The following is a 19018-nucleotide window of genomic DNA, read 5'->3' as shown; positions in this document are numbered from 1 at the left end:
TTTTAAATCAAAAAACGGATATCCGTTTTTTGATTTAAAAAATGCATTTGCTTGAAGAATGTATTTATAATACTTTCCTGTTTAGATAAACTATCATTTAAGTTTTTTCAAGATGTTTGTAACTAGCATAAATAAAGCTTGAATAGGATTTTTTAGTTTATTCTGCTTGTATATTCATTTTGATCCTTACCATCCAATTTCTCAAAAGCTTCAATCTCTAAAGACTTGCCCATTGCCTTAGCAATCAATTTCAGTAGCGCTTTTGTTCGTGTGTGGAAAAATTTCTCAAAGTCGTCTTGTTGTAGAGTTTCTGGATCAATAGCATGTGAGCGCAATATTTCATCTAATCTTTGCGGTGATACTCCAGACATTTCAAGCTCTTGGAGGTAGGCTGAAGGCGCTTTTCCACCAATCCTCTTATTGGTTTTGGCACTTAAAGGGGTGCGGTTGACTAAGCAGTTATATTTTTTGGGGTCGATGCCTTGCTTTCTGCACCAAGCGACGGGAAAGATATGGTGAGAATCAATCTGTTCTTCAAAATAAAGGACATCATTGATTTCTTCGCCTGTAATGAAATCAATTGCCCCAGAAAGTCGCAGCAGTGCTGATAAGCCTTGATAAACTGCACCATAACGCTTTCTTACGGTCAGCAACCGCTCTGGGAAGAAATTGGCTTCTCGGATTGTGGACGGAAGTAAACTGCCTTGTTGCAGCCACTGTGGTATTTCTAATACATCTCGTCCTGTGCGGGTTTCATGCCATCCTGTATACATCTCACTGAACAGCCCACACCAAAACCAACGTTCCAGCATGGAACGAGATTTAACAGAACGGGAACGTTCTCCTAAAATAGTCAAAATTGCCGCCAAGGCAACTAGTTGAATTGGATAAGCCAAATCTATTGCGTCAAAAATTTTCTGCCCATGTAGAAATCTGGCTGCTTCCTCAAATCCTGCGGTAACTTTATCTGCCCAGGTTGAGTATTCTGGGATGGAAAGTTTTAAAACATCTCCACGACCGCAGGAGACACCAGGCAATTTGTCTAGATTAGCTCCTTTTTTTATTGCTTCCATTCTCCGCACGTAGCCAGCTACCAAGGTTACGGCTTGTACAAAGTCAGTGTTACGGACTAAACGTAATACTTTAAATTGCTGAAAATGAGCTTCCCGCAGTTTCCAGTCGTCTCTCAGGCTGAAGTCATTGGCGCAGTAGCTAGAACTCATCAAGTCGAAGTAGTTGAGGTCACAGCCGGAGGTGTTGGTATCTTCAAACACTTGACAAACTGCTTCTTTGGGTAAGGAGTCGCGTAGTTGAATTACTGGTATTTGATAATGCTCAAATTTTTTGAGTACTTCTAGTTCTAAAGTGTCGATGAGTTCGAGTTTTTGAGCATCATATTGCCAATATTTGGAATATTTACTTCTCCATTCCGAAAAGAAGAAGATTTTTGATAATGGGAATAGTCCGGCTTCATACTCATTTTCTGGGGTGGAACAGTCTATAATTTCTCCACCAAATGTTCGGAGTTGTTTTGATTCTGGGAAAGCGATAATGGCACTGCGGCGGTCGATATTATGGTCAAGGGATTTGGCAATATCGAGGTAGTACCATTTTTTTATCAACTTTTGGCTTTTTTGGTCTTTAATGACAACGGGTTGCTCTGACAGCAAAACCATGAATGAAGTGGTTAGGCGTTGCTGACCGTCGAGAATTAACAGGCTGGGATTATCGTACTTTGGCTCTTGGACGTTATCGATGAGGCGAGGTTTAAATTGCACTTGCTGGTTACTTTGCTGAAGCATCATGACTGCGCCAATGGGGTATGCAAGCGAGATACTGGCAAGTAGACGACGCACATGAGCATCATCCCAAACCCAATCTCGTTGAAAATCTGGCAGTTGAATACGTCCAGTTTTTATATCTTTTAAAATATCGAGTAAAGGATATTTAGTGATGTCAAATGTGCTGATAGAATGCATTTGCTGTTCTGAGGTTATTATTCTTTGCTCACATACTGCTGCCAGCGCAGATAAATTAGATTTTTTTTGTGAATTACGAGCAATTTTAGGATGAGATAATGTCACTTGTTTTCACGGTAATGAATACAGATATAAGACACAATAAAGCGCCTCATAACGTGTCAGCAAGAGGTTTTATCACAAGTTACTCGTAAATCACGAACAGTTAGTTAGTAAGAAAGTTGGGTGGCAAAATTATTTGTTGGCTGATAACTAATTGTTTAAATTGATTGAGTAAATCAGCCTGTCGCAGCAGGAAAGGAATGTAATGGGGTCGTCTGTCGAAGTTAGTTCCCCAGTCTTTGATGGTGTGAGGACTTAACCCTGTGGCTTGTGCCAGAGCATTGATACAAGCTTTGCGATAACCTCTGGCTGGGTCAATATCTACCCACTTACGACAGTATTCCATTGGCTCCAAAGGCAGCTGACGGATAGCATCAATCCTCTGCTCTTCTGGATTAGGGGAAAGTCTCACAAACATCTGGGGCTGGTAATGGATGGGCAAGTACCAGATGAAGGCTTGAGTAATTTGATGTTGGCTATTGCCTACTGTTAATTTGTTGATTCAAAAGTGAAGGCAACTGCTGTTATACTCAAGCGGCAGTCTAATACAACAGTCTACAGATTAAGAAATCTCTGCCCACAATACTAGTCTTTTAGTCGGAAATTCCGATTAAATTATTTTTGCGGATAATCAGGGGGTAAGACAATTTTCCTGATCTGGTTAAGCATATCCGCCATTCTGAGGACGTGTAGAACGTGGTCAGGACGCTTTTCAAAATTAGCCCCCCAGTCGTTAATCGTGCGTGGACTCAAGGCTGTGGCTTCCGCTAGAGCGGCTACACAGGCTTTCCGATAACCCCGTTCATCAGGTGATACTTCAACCCAACGTTGGCAGTATTCTAAAGGCTCCAAAGGTAGTCTACTGAGTACGTCGATTCTATATTGGGTTGAAAGAGCATCTCTGTCCATTACCTTATATCAGGGGTTACAAATGTTTAGTCGTGAATCACGACTATAATAATTACAGGGATTGCGTTCAAGGGCAACCTTTGTACTATTGATCATTTTGTGGAAGTGGAGCTAGTTTAAACGGTTGAAAAAAAGCAAGATAAGGTTCATAACGATATAGATGATTTCGCTGCCAGCCAGTGATTTCTCAAATAAATCACCGTTCTACAAACTGATCTACTGTTTTGCTGGCTGTAACATAAGCACATTTTGTAAAATAAAATTTGAGTTCGTCTACCATTCCCCTTATCACGCGGTTTAACCCAATCCTGATAAGGTTAGTTGAACGGGTTCGATTTCTTGCTGATTTACTTATTTAAGATGAAAGCGATCGCGTCAAAATTAATTTAGTTTATGGGGCTTGCCGCAAATTGGTTTGTCCTGGGTTCACAATATTCATGATCAATGAAATAAGTCGTTGATCACCCTGCTGGCAATGTGTGTGCAACATTCGGAATACAGCGGCTTTCAAGAACGCGCGATCGCTAATCCCCATTTCCTCATATAAAGTTGCATAACTATTGATCCCATCCAGCAATTCTTGGTCAGAACTAGGCGTTATCTTGGCAGATTTACACCAATGCTTAAAATCATCGAGCCAACTTTTGAATTTCGGGTTTAGCACGTCTCTTTCATATCGTTCTTGGATGTGGAACACCTCGTCCCAAGTGATTACCTCTTCAGTATTCGGCTCAAACTCTATTTGCCATCTTGGTACTTGACCAGTTTTACCAGCAAAAGGCTGACTTTTGTTGAGAGAGAGTCTGATTCCTGTACACTTGTATGGGTCAAACGACTTGCGACGAGTACCGTTTTTTTGACTGAGAATATCCTCAGCAAGCTTGTAGCGTGAGTTGCATTTATTTCCCATTGGAACGAGGTTACGCAAGTTTGAAGCTGCAAACGGGTATTTACTTTGTGCAAGGTAATGATCTAATGCTTCACGAGGTGCTTCTGGTGCATCAAAGTTCTCACATCCGCAGAAAGGACATGTATGAGATGGAGCCGCATCATAAATAGCCTTGTAGTGCTTATCGCGGATTTCTAGTTTTGTGAGAAGTTCAAACCCAAATTCAAAAAGTTTTTTTACTGGCTCATGAATGGCTTCTGGCAAATCACCGATAGCTTCACAGTTCAATTGGCAAGACAAGAGAAGATGAATCTGATTTTGGTCATGGAATGCTTGAAGAATTCGGTTCTGTTCTGCGGTGGTAAGCTTTTCTAGAGCTGTCTTGTAATTATTCAACCTATCTTCCAGCCCTCGGCGTTTTTCCAGCCTTTTTCGGTATCGCGCTGGAATAATTTCAGGCCATGCTGGCAGAGTGGCTGCTGCTTTTAGGCTTGTATGAATTGAACACAGAATCTCGCGTAAGCATTCGTGAAGCCAATTTTCCGCTGTTGCCGAAACAGGATACCCAAACAGCATCCTACACCTCATCCCTATTTCTTAGCTGCAACAGTCGATCAACAAGAAATGCTTTCTCGACAGAATCACCCAGATGCTGCATCCCTGCCTTAATCTCTTCGGAATCTTCAATCTCCATAAGTCTTTTAATTTCATCATGAGGAACTTGTGACATAGGTGGGCGAACGTTAAAGCATTCCTCAATGATTGTGTCGAATGTAGTGCCAAATGTCTCAATATTGGGATTTTGGACTTGAATCTTCCCTTCTTCGTCTTTGCTAAAAATAAAAACTTTGTCTCTATGCATATCAGAGGGGACGAAAGGCGAGTGTGTTGTTAGTAAGCACTCTTGTTCAGTAGCTTTAGCAGATTCTCTGCGATCGCCATGTTTAGTAGGCAGATCGAGTATTCGTGAAATGAATTTCACCCGCCATAGCGGATTGAAATGAGACTCAGGCTCATCAAGCAGGAAAAGTACATTAGGAAATGACAACATACAAAATGTTCCAAGAATCTGCCCAAGCTGATGTTCACCATCGGAAAGTGATACATAATCTACTTCTTTACCAGTTCTTTGGGCAGTAAACATAACCCGTTCAAATCGGAAAACCTTATCCTCATCCTGAGGCTCTGGAAGACGTGAAGCAAACCTTCTCGATTTTGTGTCTTTCCGAAACCGGTCGCGGGTTTTCTTGGGAAGTACCAAGTCGTTTAACATTGCGAACTTGTGGAATGACGAGTACAAATCAAGCGTGTTGTTCCAAAACGAGCGAAACGCTTCTCTTGTCTGGTCATTTATCCAATAGTCAAAGGTATACGTCTCTGTTTTATCGTCATAGGTGTAGCAGGTAGCGCAACGCTTGAGCTGATCGAGATAATCTTCCAGTTCCTTGGTAAGTTGTATTCCTTTTCGCTTACTTTGTGAGCCTCTCCTACTTGGAATCTTCGGGGCTGCACTGTGTGCAAGTTGGACTATGCAACGAAATGAGTGCAGGTTTTGCAGTTTTGCATCCTGTAGCAGAAAATCCCACTGGGAAGCATCACCCAACAGGAGATTTGCCACAAAAACTTCAAGGTGCGTTCCATAGTCAATCAGCATTAGCCGAGTATCGGGAACGCGTTTTGGCTCGTGTAATGCACTTTCGGTTACATCCTTCGCGTACCCGCTGCGGCTTAAGAGGAACGGCAAACTAAGCGTTTCATTATCGCCTGACGTATAGCCAACAATCTTTTGAGGCAAAAGTTTATGGGTTTCAGGAGCTTTGAGGTCACATTCTATCCAGTCGTATTCATCTTCATCTCTCCGCTCGATTACAAGGCTTGGACGATTTTTACCACTGGCTTTCCGTGAAATGCGGACACGGACAGGTAGCTGCTCATCTTCTGGGTGAATGAGGTACTCAAGCTCGAAATGCAAGTTTGGCCCTTCGGAACGTTCTTCATTGGGAATGCATGTGTGGAAAACAGACTGAAAAATTTCTGTTAGCACTTGCAAGAATTGAGATTTTCCTGCGCCATTCGGCCCAATAAGACATAAAGGATCAAACCCAGAATAGCCGCTAAATGGACTTCGTAACTGTAAGTTCAGTCCATCAAGTAGCCCCCCGCAAGTTTTAGCAGAAATGATGCGAACCCTTAAAAGCTTCATTTGCCTGACCGAAAAAAACGCATCGCTCGCTCCTCTTGATCGAAGACCTGGGTAAGAATCGGCTCGGCTTCACTGAGGAGTGTAAACAGGATATCCTTTAGTGAGTCATAATCACCAGTGAGGTTTTCACGCAGTTCATCGAATGAAAATTTGTCCTTAGGTAATTGCCGAATTGTTTCCTTAACAGATTCTTTGGTCATTTTGGTTATGGCTGGTTTTCTATTAGTCATAGCTCTATTGGCTTTAGCGAGTTGTGCTGCTCGATCAGTGCGAATCCGTTCCAACAGGGACGATACTGGTTCATCGTTAGGGTCTTGAGGCACCAATTCACCGCGAAAGGCTTTAGCCAATAGTACTGGTGTCAAACGCTCGATCTTAGCGCAGGCGGCTTGATAGTGGGCTTCGAGGCGGTCAGCGTAGGTAAACAGGTTTTCGAGCCTGTGGACAATTTCTTGTTGCTCAGTATAATTTGGAATTTGAACAGGTAGACGTTCCATCACTGATTTACCTAAAGTAGGAACCCCTGCGTTGCTATTCATCTCTAACGAGAGCCACTCAATACACCATTCTTGCCGAAGGAACCATAGAAGATAAGCTGGTAAGATTTTGTCAGCTTTTGCTCTAATTATGAAAACCGTATGGCTAAATACATAGCGGCTATTTGTAGGAGGATTGCGAGCAAGACCAAGACGGCCCTTGCGAGCAAAGATGATGTCGTCATCTAAGAAATCATGAGATGCTTTTCTTGCTTGGTAAAAATAAGATGTTGTTAACTTTGCTGATGAAATATCCCAACCATCCAAACCAGACATTTGCTCTGTAGCGAGAAGGGGAATTGTTCCACCTTCGTAAGATGGATAGCGATGTGAAGGATTCGGATCAATCACATCAGCAAAGTCAGCAAGCTTTCCAGAAATGTTGTAATTATTAAATTCCGACTCTACAAAGTAGGTAGTTCGCCAATCTTCAGTCAATTGACCGAATGTTGCTGCTGCAAGCACGGATTGGCGGAAGCATTTGAGGATGAAAGGGATGCGATCCAGTTTTCCTCGACAAGCATCAAGCCGTATAAGCAGAGGATCAAGCTTATCAGCGATTCGTTTTTGTTCTTTGAGTGGGGCGAGGGGAAGTTCAATCTCGGCAATATCTTGCTTATTAAATCCATTTTGAGCTGAACGAGAAACTAGACGCAATGGTGCTTGAAATATTTCAGATATCAATAAATAATATACAAACCGCCTATGTATTGGTTCTGGAATATATACCTTTGCCATTGCCACATTATAGGCACCAGAAAGCCCAGTTAATATTCGTCCCAAAGATGCACCATATCTAGCAATGAGAATGTCTTGCTCAGTACATTTTTTTAGAGTATGTGTATCGCGAATGTAAGTAGGAACGGGGTGTTCACCAAAGTCCCTAATTTGTAACAGTTGTATGTAACCAGGCTGGGGTTCATATTGAAAGGTACTTTTGGGTGGCTGTGTACCACCTTGAATATCAAATACATCCATGAACTTGGTTAGCGTCCAGCCTTCAGGAAGTTCGTTCACGCTTCAACTTCCTCTCCCAACTCTCCTAAAATTCCGCGCAATTCTTCCAGAGCGGCTTCAAGTTCGCCCATCGCTTCTCGTATGAGTGTCGCTGGTTCGAGTAGTGTATCTGTGTTAGCTTCGTTTTCATATTTGAGCCAGGAAATATCCAGATTGTCGCTGCGTTCAGCGATCCATTCACGGGTAAATTTTCTGAAACGGCCTTGCTCGCCAGTATCTACACGCTTGGTAAGATTCGCAGGGCTACCAAGCGGGTCATCGCCAAAGGCGACTTCAAACTCAACAAAATGCTTGCGTGTGAGTTGGGTGCGTTTGCCAAACTGTGATATGTCAGCACGCAGATCGTACACCCAAACTTCTTGGGTATTACCCTTTTCTTTCTTACCACGAGTGAAAAACAGCACGTTAGTCTTAACACCCTGAGCGTAAAAAATACCACTTGGTAGACGGAGAATGGTATGTAGATTGCACTTTTCCATTAATTCAGCGCGAATCTGCTTACCCACATTGCTGTCAAACAACACATTGTCTGGAAAAATGGCCGCAGCACGACCACCAGGCTTGAGACCACCATAGATGTGTTGCAGAAAGCAAAATTGTTTGTTGCTGGTAGGAAAAATAAAGTCTTTGCGGGTAGGTAAGCCACCCCCTTTCTTGGAGCCGAAAGGTGGATTTGTAAGGATGAGCGTCGCGTTCGGCAATGCTTCTCCCTCTGGTGAAAGCGTATCGCCGTAGCGGATACCTGCCCCTTGCGGATCAAACTCTAGCCCATGCAGCATTAGATTCATTAACGCCAGGCGGTGCGTATCCTGCACATGCTCCATGCCGTAGAAGGTATTGCCACGGTACTTGCGTTGCTGTTTTTCTGTCCAGGTATTAGGGTCACTGTTTTCGCGTATGTAGCGATTGGCGGCGATTAAAAAACCGCCTGTTCCTGCTGCGGGGTCTTGAATAACGTCCTTCAACGTAGGGCGCATAACATGCACCATACTATCGATCAGCGGACGGGGTGTAAAGTACTGACCAGCACCGGATTTCTTTTCATTAGCGTTCTTCTCCAGCAGCCCTTCATACACGTCGCCCAGTCCTTCTTGCCGGGCGCTGTACCAGTCAAGCTTGTCAATCTCAGTAACTAGTGTAGAAAGTGTATTGGGCTTGTTGATAGAGGAATTGGCGTTGGCAAAAATTTCTTTAACAAGCGTAGAACCGCGACTACCAAGGTGAATCAACAGTAGTTTGTAAAAATCCAGACGTTCATTTGCTGCTTTCCCTTCCAGGTCGTCCCAGCGGTAACCCTCTGGAAGCTGGTTTTCGGTGCGGGTCTCCTTAGCCATTTTCAGAAACAGCAGGTACGTCAGTTCAATGACGTATTGGTGATACGTCACGCCATCATCTTTGAGGACGTTACAGAGATTCCAGAGCTTGGCAATTAGGTCGTAGGTCGTGGTACTACTCATAAGCGAAAATTTATCTTACCCCTAAGGGGTATCTGCTGCGTCAACTATTTTTCCAGCAGTTTTTGTGATGGCTTTCGATGACACTTAATTTTAGTTACAAATTACTATATTGCCGCCATTTCGCTGAATTTGTAAACAGAGTGAATCTATAATAATTGTTTCTCGTAGTAGCGATTGACCGTAAATTAGTACAAAGATTTCGTTGCAAGCCTACCATCCACTGGATACAGAAAGGAAGCGTTAAAGCTAACCTCCGCCGCATTAATCTAAGGTAATACTCAACTTGTGCTTAAGCAATAGGAGGGTCACGGCTTTGTCATTTCGCTTCGACTACAGCAATCATTTCACTGTTAGGCTGATACAAGTAGTAGTCAGTAACCCCGTTTCAAAGTTCTGCGTCTTAGTCATCCACTGGAATTTCAAACCCTAACTAATTAGGGTCTTGTAAGTTCCATCCTGCTTTTTGTAACGCTGGGTCGATAAAATCTATTCTGGTCTTGGCGTCGCTTAATGGCATTACAGTATAAGATTTAACCTTTTAACAGGGAGATTACTGTAATAATATTAGTCTGGTTGATAGCGATCACCAATATAGTAGAGTTACAGAGGAAAAAGTGAAAGCTTTATTTTTGTTTTATTTCTATAAATACTACTCAGTTTTTATTTTTACTCATTTATCCTTCAAGCCTTCTTCAATTATATTTTTCGTGTCTACTACCAATTGTCTGCCAGACTCATCTCCCATAAGTAACCAACGAATCCACTTGGAAGACGGATTTTCGGGATCATACCATCCAGGTTCGCTTTTATCCAGTTTGAATTTCTCAAAAAAATCTGCCATTGTATTAATATCTTCCATAGTCAAAGGTTTTTGCTCTGCCAGTGCTTCAGCTAAAGCTATATTTCTACCTCCACCAAACTTTTTATGCAGAGCAAGTCCACACTTTGCCGCCATGCTCAGTGCCCGTGAAGGAATGATTTGTTGTTCATCTTCCTTGGGTTTGGTTTCAGCGAGTAAGTAAGTCAAATTGAGAAGTTCAGCTTGAACTTGAATGATTGAGGTGTGTAGTTTCCCCATTTTTTCGTAATTCTGGACGACCAGGCTCAGATAGTATAAATTTTGCCATTCAATTTTAGGCTATGTTGCCTTGGTTGGCATTGGTAGCCAGTTGAAGTAGAGAAAAAGTTTCTCAACGCGAGCATCCATGCACTGGAATTTCAAACCCTAGCTGGTTTAAGTCTTTCAGATTTCATTCTTCTGCTAATTCTAAAGCTAGGTCTATTAATTCGGTTCTTGTAAAGGCTTCGGTTCGGGACATTACAGTATCTTTTCAAACATTGCTTCAGCTAATGTCAAATTTTACCAACGCTGAACTTTTTATGTAATGCAAGTCCACGTAGTGCTGACATACTTGCATCTCCTGGCACGATGAGTTCAATTTACTACTTTTGGTCAACTAATGCCTAGTATTTTTACTCTTGGTCAATTAATGCTTGTCAATAGAATTTTTTATGCGATCGCATTTACGAGAGAATAAGGATTTCAGGGTGCTTCTTGAACAACTACTGCTTGTCACCGTGGACAACTAGTGCTTGTTGTCGCACAAATTAGGATTTCGTCCTGTTGACCTGACTGTTACAAAAGAAACGGAAGGCAAATTTCCTAAAATTAAAACGATCTTCAAAGCTCAAGATTTAGGAGGATGGGACGAAATTCAAAAGAAATTTTTTGATGAAGGTGCAATATTGGACAAAATTCGAGCGAAAAAGTCTTAGAATTTCTGTTATCTAATCATCTTCTCTAAAGCGATTTGCAAATCTTTTGTCAAATCGCTCACAGCCTGTCTAGACGCTTGGCGATCGCCCTGACAATTTCTGAAGCGTTCTGTAACTGAAATTGGCTCTCCCACAGTGATTTGTGCCTGTCGCAAACCTAAGCTCGGTCGTCCCGGAAGCGTTGTATCCTGAATTCGAGAAAGCATATCGAATACAAGCAAAGCAGTTTCCGCAAACCGTTCCGCCGTTGGTTGTTCTTGAATATAAGTAGCTGTGACTGCAACAAAACTTTCCACTATCCGCATGTGCCGCATTCGCAAGTCAGCTTCTTCTGCAATCCAGTCTGCTAAACCGCGTTTGAAGGGTGCTAAAGCATTAATATCTGGTAAATCTTCTCGGTAAATGTAACTCCAACCAGCCTCTTCCAAGCGGCGACAGCGGTCAATAAAATTTCCCTGTGCTTGAACTCCAAAATATTGCTCGGTAACTTCTAAAGCCTTATCTAGTAAGCGATAAAGTCGGGCAATCAACACCTGATTAGGAGTAGCAGGTTCATCAGTTGAGATGGTTTTTGGGATGTCTTGATGATAGAAGCGACGATAAAACTCTTCCATCTCGGTAATGAGATATTCAGCTAACCTACAGAGGCGTTGATAGTAGATATCTTCGCCACAGCCCCGATCAACTTCCATTGCCGACAAACCACTATCAGCTTCCAATTTGCTCAACAGCCAATCCAGTTTAGACCAAGGTGGCTCAACGTAGCGATACTGGATAGCGATCGGCACAACGATCACAGTCTCAGTCCGGTTGCCTTTTTGTAAGTCTTCTACACACCAGAACCCCATTTGAGCAACACCGGGTTCCAGTGGGCTAACAATACCACTATGACCATTATTACCTCCTTCCGGTGCCACTGCGATCGGTAGTTCGCCATTAGCAAACAACTTTCGTGCTGTTTGAATAGCTTGCCGATCTAGTCGTCTACCGCGATGAATCGGCACACCCCCCACCCGTGAAAATAGCCACCCTAGCCAATCTCCAGCCCAAACCGTCATACCCCGGTCATAGAGAAAATAGCTATGAACCAGGGATTTTAGTGCAATACCTTCCTGACGAGCAACCTGTGGCACAATGCGGGAAAGCAAATACAGCATACAAAGAGGATCTTCCACCTCTGGGTGGCGAAATGCCAACAAAAAGCGAATTTTTCCAGCCTGGAATTGTTGATAGAGTTCAGCTAATACCTCAACATTCTGAGCTTCAACTTTGACAATCCCAGCTGGTAGCCAAGGGCGAGTACGAAACCGTAGTGCGATCGGCAGTAACCACCGAACAATATGGAGTACCAGCGGATTCAACCGTTGAGGAATAAATTTTAGTGGTGGTTGAGTAGACTGAATCGATCTAGGCAAGTTGCTCTCCAGATTGTATTTCTAGCGATTGTACAACGTGGGGTCTTGGTTTTGCGTAAACCCGTAGCCTCTTGTCGTCAAACATTTCAAGTAGCTTTCTTCCTCCTACCTTCCTTCTGATCAAAAACTTAGTTTGGATGTTTAGGAAAATTTCGGAATAGATAGCCAAACACTGCTAAATTCAACAAAAAAACGAGTATTTTTATCAGAGATATTCCCTGAATCAATTCATAAATCTCTGGTGGAATACTGATACCGACAAGTCCCAGTACCAAGACATGTGCCCAACGCTTTTCGTACCATAAACCAACAGCTTCAATAGCAGTAACAATAGCATAGATTCCTGTTCCGATGCCGCTAAATGCCAGAGTTCTAGGATTTAAGTTAACAACTTTTTTTAAAAGCCAATCAATAATTATCGATTTACTTTCTAAAACATAATTTTCTGAAAACGCCTCTAGAGTTTGATAATTTTTTAATGTCAATAATAACGCGATCGAAGTAACCATAAGCAGCAAGGCGGCAAATGATTTGTACAGAACAATTGCCACTAACCCCAATGGACGCTTTTCCAAACAACCCCCTAAGTATAGACAAGTCAAATTTTGAACGATCAAAATTACCTGAGTGCTGTGAAGTCAGAATTTACCTCCTTATCCAGAGATTCTTTTAACTAAGCACGGCTTTGAATTGGTGCAATGAATGAAATACCATAATTTCCTTTCCCCGAACCCCTTGCCTAACAAGGGAAAATAATCCCATTTTTTGATAATGAATGGGGTTTTAATTGATTTGAATGTGCGTAGGTGAGCATTTACCGCAAGCATCGCACATTTTAATCAAACATTTCTAATGGAGGTTAGCGGACTCGAACCGCTGACATCCTGCTTGCAAAGCAGGCGCTCTACCAACTGAGCTAAACCCCCATAAAATTAAAATAGTAGATAACTTTGATTACCGTTGTTATTGTAACTTATATTGTTCTATTACCAAAGGGATGAAGCCAGAAAATATTCAAGTTGTTGCAGCACTGTATAAATTTGTTAGGCTGCCAGATTTTGCCGAAAAACGAGATTCTCTGCTGTCTTACTGCCAAGCACAAGGTGTCAAGGGGACGATTTTGCTCGCACTTGAAGGGATTAACGGTACAATTGCCGGTTCGCCTCAGGCCATTGACTCAGTTCTCTGGTTTCTACGTTCTGACCCCCGTCTAGCAGACTTAGAATCCAAAGAGTCCTATACCGAAACCCCACCCTTTGAGCGGATGAAGGTGCGGTTGAAGCAAGAAATTGTTACTTTGGGATTGCCAGAAATTGACCCAAACGAGCAAGTTGGTATCTATGTCAATCCCCAAGAATGGAATGATTTAATTTCCAATCCAGAAGTAACCGTGATTGACACCCGCAATGATTATGAGGTGAATATCGGTACTTTCCAAGGGGCAGAAAATCCCCAAACGGAATCATTCCGCGAATTTCCTGATTATGTGCGCCACCATCTCGACCCAACTAAACACAAAAAGGTTGCTCTCTTTTGTACAGGCGGCATTCGCTGTGAAAAAGCTTCATCTTTTATGCTTGCACAAGGCTTTGCAGAAGTCTATCATCTCAAGGGCGGCATTCTTAAGTATTTGCAAGAAGTTCCAGCACAAGAAAGTTTATGGGAAGGAGAATGTTTTGTTTTTGATGAGCGGGTAGCCGTTAGTCATGGGTTGGAGAAAGGAAGTTATGAGTTGTGCCTCTGTTGTGGGCGTGCGATTTCTGAGGAAGATAAAGCGTCTCCCAAATATGAGCAAGGTATCTCCTGTCCCTATTGTTTTGATAGCCTCACCGAGGAGAAAAGAGCGCGTCAGCAAGAAAAATGGCGCCACTACCAAACCCAAATTGGCGACAAAAATCAGGATGTGAGTTGAAGAAGAATTTATAACTCATGATTCAGAATTTAAGGGCAAAATTACTGTAAATTTAGTACCAACTCCAACTTCACTTGTGACACTGATTTGACCTTGATGAGCATCAACGCATCTTTTAACAATTACTAATCCCAATCCAGTACCCTGAATGGATTTGACATTTGAGGCTCGGTAGAATGATTCAAAAAGTCGAGCTTGGTCTGCTTCGGGAATGCCCATCCCTCGATCTTGAATATAAAAAGTTGCTACTTTCTCAATGGGGTCGCATATTAAATCAAATTGAATTTTGCCACCTTGGGGAGAATATTTAACTGCGTTTGAGAGAAGATTTCCAAATAGGTAATGTAAGAGTCCTTCATCCATGACAGCGGATGTATTCTCACTATGACAGGTAAACATAATTTCACATACGCTGTTTTCAACCATCAAAAAATCTTCGATTAACTCTCGACAAAATTGCTCCAGGTTAAGGGCAGCAGGATTCAATATGAGTTTTTCTGCTTCCGCTCGACCCATAAATAGCACCTCCTCCATGAGCTTTTCCATAGATTGCACAGCTCCTTGAATTCGCTTTAAATAGATACCTCTTTTTGTATCTGTCAAATTTGCTCCTTGCATTTCTATGAGTTCTACTGCCGTTTGAACAACAGTCAGCGGATTACGGAACTCATGAGATACAGTAGAGATAAATAGGGACTTAAGACGGTTAAGTTCTTGCTCCTTTTCCAATGCTTGCTCTAGCAATTTTGTTTGCCGTCGTTCGCTAAGATCCCAAAAAACAACTACTACACCATTTATCTGGTCAGTTCCTCGCTTCAGTGGTGAAGCACTATCGCCAATGGGAACTCTTTTGCCATTTTTTGTAACCAGAGATGTGAATTCCCCTAAATAAACAACCTGTTGCTCACGCAGCACTTTTGTCACAGGATTTTCTAATGTAGCCTCTGTAACTTCATTGACAAGATGAAAAATCTTTGCCGCCTCATTTCCTAAAGCATCTTTTTGGTGCCAGCCAGTCAGCGCCTCAGCCGCAGGATTCATGAATGTTATTTTTCCCTGCTCATTTGCGGCAATTACAGCATCACTCATTGAGTTTAAAAGGGTTGCTAACTGATCTCGATTTTCCCGCAGTTCGCATTCTAATCGGTGTTTCAAAAGACCAATCTCGATCGCAATTTTTAAATCTTTTGTAGTAAATGGTTTAACTATGTATCCAAAAGGCTGCGTAATTTTGGCTCTTTCTAAAGTATGATCGTCGCCATAAGCAGTTAAATAAATTACAGGTACATCTAACTGCTCGCGAATCTGAGTGGCAGTAGCAATACCGTCCATATCACCTTTGAGAATAATATCCATTAATACTAGTTCTGGTTGAGTTTCCGATGCCTTGGCAATGGCAACTTTTCCAGATGAAGCTGTACCCGTAACAATGTATCCTAGTTGACTGAGTTGACTAGCAATAGTTCTAGCCACAATCACTTCATCTTCAACGACTAAAATCCTAGCTTGACCCATTTGATATTTACTGATGCAAAGTTAACTGCGTGAATTTAATTTTGAATACTGTTCCACGATCGCGTTCTAGAGTAATATCGCCTTCTAGTTGTTCTGTAACCAAGTCATGTACTAACGATAGACCCAAAGAATCAGTATTTCTCCAATCTAAATTATCGGGCAAACCAATCCCATTATCTCGGATAGTCATCTCGATACTATTGCCAATATTGTGTAAAGCAATACTGATTCTGCCTACTTGTTGATTGGGAAAAGCATGTTTGAGAGCATTGGAGATTAATTCGTTAATCACCAATCCACAGGCAATAGCTTGATCGACATTCAAGCTTACTGAATCTATATCAGTTTCTAGAGAAATTTTACCAGGGCATATTTGATAGGAAATGAGCAAGCTGGCTGCTAAATTACTGATATAGTCAGCGACATCAATTTGTCCGATATTAGCGGAAGTATATAAATTTTTGTGAATTAGAGATATTGACTCAATTCGATTTTGACTTTCTCGAAGAACTTTGATTATTTCCGGATCTTTGAGTGTTTGAGACTGAAGTTGTAATAAACTGGAGACAATTTGCAAATTATTTTTAACTCGATGATGAACTTCTTTTAAAAGAACTTCTTTTTCAGCTAAGGCTGTTTTTAACTTTATTTGAGCTTTTTGTCTTTGAACAAGTTCAGTTTGAGCTTGCGCTAAGATGCTGGATTGTTGAATTGCGATCGCTAATTGTACTGTCACTTGATCGAGCAAATCTAATTGATTTTCTTCCCACTCTCGATAACCAGAGCATTGGTGAGCAATCAGTAAACCCCAAATGTGAGAGCCAGGGTTTTGAGAGTTTACTTCTAGTAAAATCGGCACAACTAAATTTGCTTTCACCTCAAACTGTTCTAACAGGCGAATATGGCAATCAGTTAGTCCAGCTTCATAAATATTAGCGATCGCCCGTTTGCGTCCCTGATAATATTCCAATCCTGCGCCTGTTTGAAAACACGTATCATGAATCTCTACACCCAATGAAACCATCCATCCAGGTTCTACCGATTCCGCCATAATTGTGCCGATCATCTCTGAGTCAAACTGATAAACTACTACTCGATCAACCCCAAGTAAATCTCGCACTTCCTGAACTGTTGCATTCAGAATATCTTGAAGATTCAAAGATTGACGAATCCGTTGAGCAACAGTTCGCATCAATTGCTCCCGTTCGGCTTGGGCTTTTAGAGCTAGTTCAGTTTGCTTACGTTCTGTGATATCTTGCCCAATACCGATAATTTGACCATTTGAAAGGTAAACATTAGTCCAAGACGTATCCAATAAACGACCATCGCGCATCTGAGTTTTAAAGTCACCCCAAATGCGTTGCGCAGACTGCATAAAACTAATTACGTACTGTCGATATTCAGGATTAGGATATAGCACTTCCAATACATCATGAGTTTGGAAATCTTGAAATTTCCAACCAAGAATATTTTCCCATTCTTGATTCACCCACTGGAGTTCACCATTGGCATTGACCAGGGCAATCATCAATGGTATACTTTCAAAAATTATCCGCAAAAACTCATTTTGTTCTTGAAGTTTGGTTTCGGCGTTTTTGCGGTCATTAATATCATTAAATACTGTTAAAATGGCTGACTCATTGTTAAAAACTAAATATTGTAAAGAAGCGATCGCCCAAAAACGAGTTCCATCTGCTTTTTTTAATTGCAGTTCATAATTATGAATAAAACCTTGCTGATTAAGAACTTTTAACAGTGCTTCTAAATCTGTAAGATTATGATACAAATCTACAATTTTTTTGCGATTAACTAAATACTCTGGAGAAAACTGAAATGTTTGAAGCAACTCTGTATTAGCGTCTAAAATCAACCCATCAGACACACGCGAAATAATGAATGGAACAGGAATAGCTTCAGAAATAACTCGAAATCTAGCTTCACTTTGTTGAAGAGTTCTTTCTATTTGTTTGTGTTCTGTGATGTCTCGTATATGAACTAAGCGAGCCTTATAACTGCCATAGTCTATTGTCTGTGTGAAAATTTCAACATCAATAATCTGTCCATCTTTTCGCTGATGTCGCCATCGTCCAGTAAAGTCCAAGCTAGAATGCTTTTGTCGTAAATATTCAAGCAAGAGAGGCACATCTTCTGAAGGGCGAATGTCAGTTATTCGCATTTTCAAGAATTCTTCTCGTGAGTAGCCGTAGTGAAAAACAGCAGCTTCATTTACATCTAAGAATTGCAGATTATTCTGGTTATATACCCACATAGGATTGGGATTTTTAGAAAAAAGTAAATTAAAACTCCTTTGGCTTTCATTTTCAGAAAATAGCATTAGTACAGTTCTTTAAATCTTTTATAAAATCTTCTACTGATTCGGAATTCCATGCATAAGCTCTTTGATATTTAGGGATAAAAAACATCGGTCTGTACTCAAAGAGACTTCCCACAGAGGTATATGTAGGTTCAATCTTCATGCGAATCTCGCAGTGTAAAATATGTCTGATAGTTTACACTAAGAAAATATCACTTGCACAGCTAGGGGGAAGATAAAATAGCCTGAAATGCCTACAGACTAATGAATGTGGCAATTTACGATAAAACAACAAAGAGCCTTTATTCGCAATAAGCATTATTTAATGATAAAATTGTCTGAATTTTACGAAAAGCACCTGAAATAAGAACTTGGACTTGCCGAATATTTAATAACTACAAATCCTGATTAATTTATTACAATCTATAAAAACGGTCAGCATAGAAGCATTGGCTACGACTTTACCACAGCAATACTATTTGAAAGTGGAAGAAATAAAATTCAACGGTTTTGCTCTTTAAATTATATAAATAATATAAATTATATAAATGTTGAAGAGATATGTACTGAAGGATGAAATAGCTGAGTTCCTGAAAGAGGTTCTAATTGAGACGGCAATTATATCATGTCCGCTTGATTACTTACTAAACCCCAAGAACCCCACCCCGCCTAAGCTGCGCTTTGTCCCCCCTCCCCGCAAGCGGGGAGGGGGTTGGGCGTGAAGTGCAATGACTGTGGGAATCATAACTAATTATGCGGACATGATATTATCTATAAATTTAAAGTCGAAGAGTCTTGAGGTACTAGAAGATCGTGTTCATGTTTTAGGGTTAAAACAACTTGTAATTCCTAATACATTAAAACAAAAAGCGCTCTCCGTAAAAGGAGAGCGCTTTTTGATTTAGCTAAACTTCAGAATTAACCGTTGATAGCAGGAGCAGTAAGAGCTACAGGAGCAGAATCACCAGCAGCCAAATCTAGAGGGAAGTTGTGA

General features: G+C 41.3%; 15 protein-coding genes, 1 tRNA gene and 1 pseudogene. 2 read left to right on the top strand and 15 right to left on the bottom strand.

Annotated features, from left to right (window positions below; translation table 11 throughout):
• Window positions 1-152: 152 nt before the first annotated feature.
• The 8 genes from V7K44_RS31375 to V7K44_RS31340 all read right to left on the bottom strand — a co-directional run bounded on the left by V7K44_RS31375 (window position 153) and on the right by V7K44_RS31340 (window position 10170).
• On the bottom strand, window positions 153-1979 hold the full coding sequence (locus V7K44_RS31375) for a GmrSD restriction endonuclease domain-containing protein (protein ID WP_334937721.1): 1827 nt from the start codon (window positions 1977-1979) through the stop codon (window positions 153-155).
• Between the two features lie 205 nt (window positions 1980-2184).
• Window positions 2185-2499, bottom strand: coding sequence for a hypothetical protein (locus tag V7K44_RS31370; RefSeq protein WP_114081968.1), 315 nt, complete (start codon window positions 2497-2499; stop codon window positions 2185-2187).
• Window positions 2500-2696: 197 nt separating this feature from the next.
• Complete coding sequence (locus V7K44_RS31365; protein WP_334937717.1) at window positions 2697-2933, bottom strand: hypothetical protein; 237 nt, start codon at window positions 2931-2933, stop codon at window positions 2697-2699.
• A gap of 448 nt (window positions 2934-3381) precedes the next feature.
• Window positions 3382-4455, bottom strand: a complete 1074-nt coding sequence (locus V7K44_RS31360; protein ID WP_334937715.1) for a hypothetical protein — start codon at window positions 4453-4455, stop codon at window positions 3382-3384.
• A 1-nt stretch (window position 4456) separates the two neighbouring features.
• Window positions 4457-6082 (bottom strand): restriction system-associated AAA family ATPase, encoded by a 1626-nt coding sequence (locus tag V7K44_RS31355; RefSeq protein ID WP_334937713.1) that lies wholly within the window; start codon window positions 6080-6082, stop codon window positions 4457-4459.
• Window positions 6079-7635 (bottom strand): restriction endonuclease subunit S, encoded by a 1557-nt coding sequence (locus V7K44_RS31350; RefSeq protein ID WP_334937711.1) that lies wholly within the window; start codon window positions 7633-7635, stop codon window positions 6079-6081. Before V7K44_RS31350 ends, V7K44_RS31355 begins: the two co-directional genes overlap by 4 nt.
• A complete protein-coding gene (locus V7K44_RS31345) occupies window positions 7632-9092 on the bottom strand; it encodes a class I SAM-dependent DNA methyltransferase (protein WP_334937709.1) in 1461 nt (486 codons plus the stop codon). Before V7K44_RS31345 ends, V7K44_RS31350 begins: the two co-directional genes overlap by 4 nt.
• Window positions 9093-9762: 670 nt before the next feature.
• Window positions 9763-10170: a hypothetical protein gene (locus V7K44_RS31340; protein ID WP_334937707.1), complete on the bottom strand. Its 408-nt coding sequence runs from the start codon at window positions 10168-10170 to the stop codon at window positions 9763-9765.
• A gap of 515 nt (window positions 10171-10685) precedes the next feature.
• Between V7K44_RS31340 and V7K44_RS31335 the strand changes: the two genes are divergently transcribed.
• Window positions 10686-10868, top strand: coding sequence for a hypothetical protein (locus V7K44_RS31335; protein WP_334937705.1), 183 nt, complete (start codon window positions 10686-10688; stop codon window positions 10866-10868).
• An 8-nt stretch (window positions 10869-10876) separates the two neighbouring features.
• Here V7K44_RS31335 and V7K44_RS31330 read toward each other — a convergent pair whose 3' ends face one another.
• The 3 genes from V7K44_RS31330 to V7K44_RS31320 form a co-directional block, all read right to left on the bottom strand.
• Window positions 10877-12283 carry a 1-acyl-sn-glycerol-3-phosphate acyltransferase gene (locus tag V7K44_RS31330; RefSeq protein ID WP_334937703.1) on the bottom strand — a complete coding sequence of 469 codons (1407 nt, stop codon included), beginning with the start codon at window positions 12281-12283 and terminating at the stop codon, window positions 10877-10879.
• A 128-nt stretch (window positions 12284-12411) separates the two neighbouring features.
• Entirely contained in the window at window positions 12412-12858 is a 447-nt protein-coding gene (locus V7K44_RS31325; RefSeq protein ID WP_334937701.1) for a DUF2127 domain-containing protein, read from the bottom strand.
• Window positions 12859-13136: 278 nt separating this feature from the next.
• Window positions 13137-13209 (bottom strand) — tRNA-Ala (locus V7K44_RS31320).
• A gap of 71 nt (window positions 13210-13280) precedes the next feature.
• Between V7K44_RS31320 and trhO the strand changes: the two genes are divergently transcribed.
• Complete coding sequence (gene trhO / locus V7K44_RS31315) at window positions 13281-14195, top strand: oxygen-dependent tRNA uridine(34) hydroxylase TrhO (RefSeq protein ID WP_334937699.1); 915 nt, start codon at window positions 13281-13283, stop codon at window positions 14193-14195.
• Window positions 14196-14210: 15 nt separating this feature from the next.
• Here the strand turns inward: trhO and V7K44_RS31310 are convergent, their stop codons facing one another.
• From V7K44_RS31310 to V7K44_RS31300, 4 genes and pseudogenes are all read right to left on the bottom strand, one after another.
• Entirely contained in the window at window positions 14211-15710 is a 1500-nt protein-coding gene (locus V7K44_RS31310) for a hybrid sensor histidine kinase/response regulator (RefSeq protein ID WP_334937697.1), read from the bottom strand.
• 7 nt (window positions 15711-15717) lie between these two features.
• On the bottom strand, window positions 15718-18045 hold the full coding sequence (locus tag V7K44_RS31305) for a PAS domain S-box protein (RefSeq protein WP_334937695.1): 2328 nt from the start codon (window positions 18043-18045) through the stop codon (window positions 15718-15720).
• Window positions 18032-18187 (bottom strand): GmrSD restriction endonuclease domain-containing protein, encoded by a 156-nt coding sequence (locus V7K44_RS33325; protein WP_442940727.1) that lies wholly within the window; start codon window positions 18185-18187, stop codon window positions 18032-18034. Before V7K44_RS33325 ends, V7K44_RS31305 begins: the two co-directional genes overlap by 14 nt.
• A gap of 755 nt (window positions 18188-18942) precedes the next feature.
• Window positions 18943-19018 (bottom strand): annotated as a pseudogene (locus V7K44_RS31300) (photosystem II protein D1); the annotation flags it as partial.

The sequence above is a fragment of the Nostoc sp. genome (assembly GCF_036917235.1).
Lineage (GTDB): Bacteria > Cyanobacteriota > Cyanobacteriia > Cyanobacteriales > Nostocaceae > Nostoc.
Note: the sequence above shows the minus strand (reverse complement) of the source record. Positions and strands in the feature narration are given on the sequence as shown.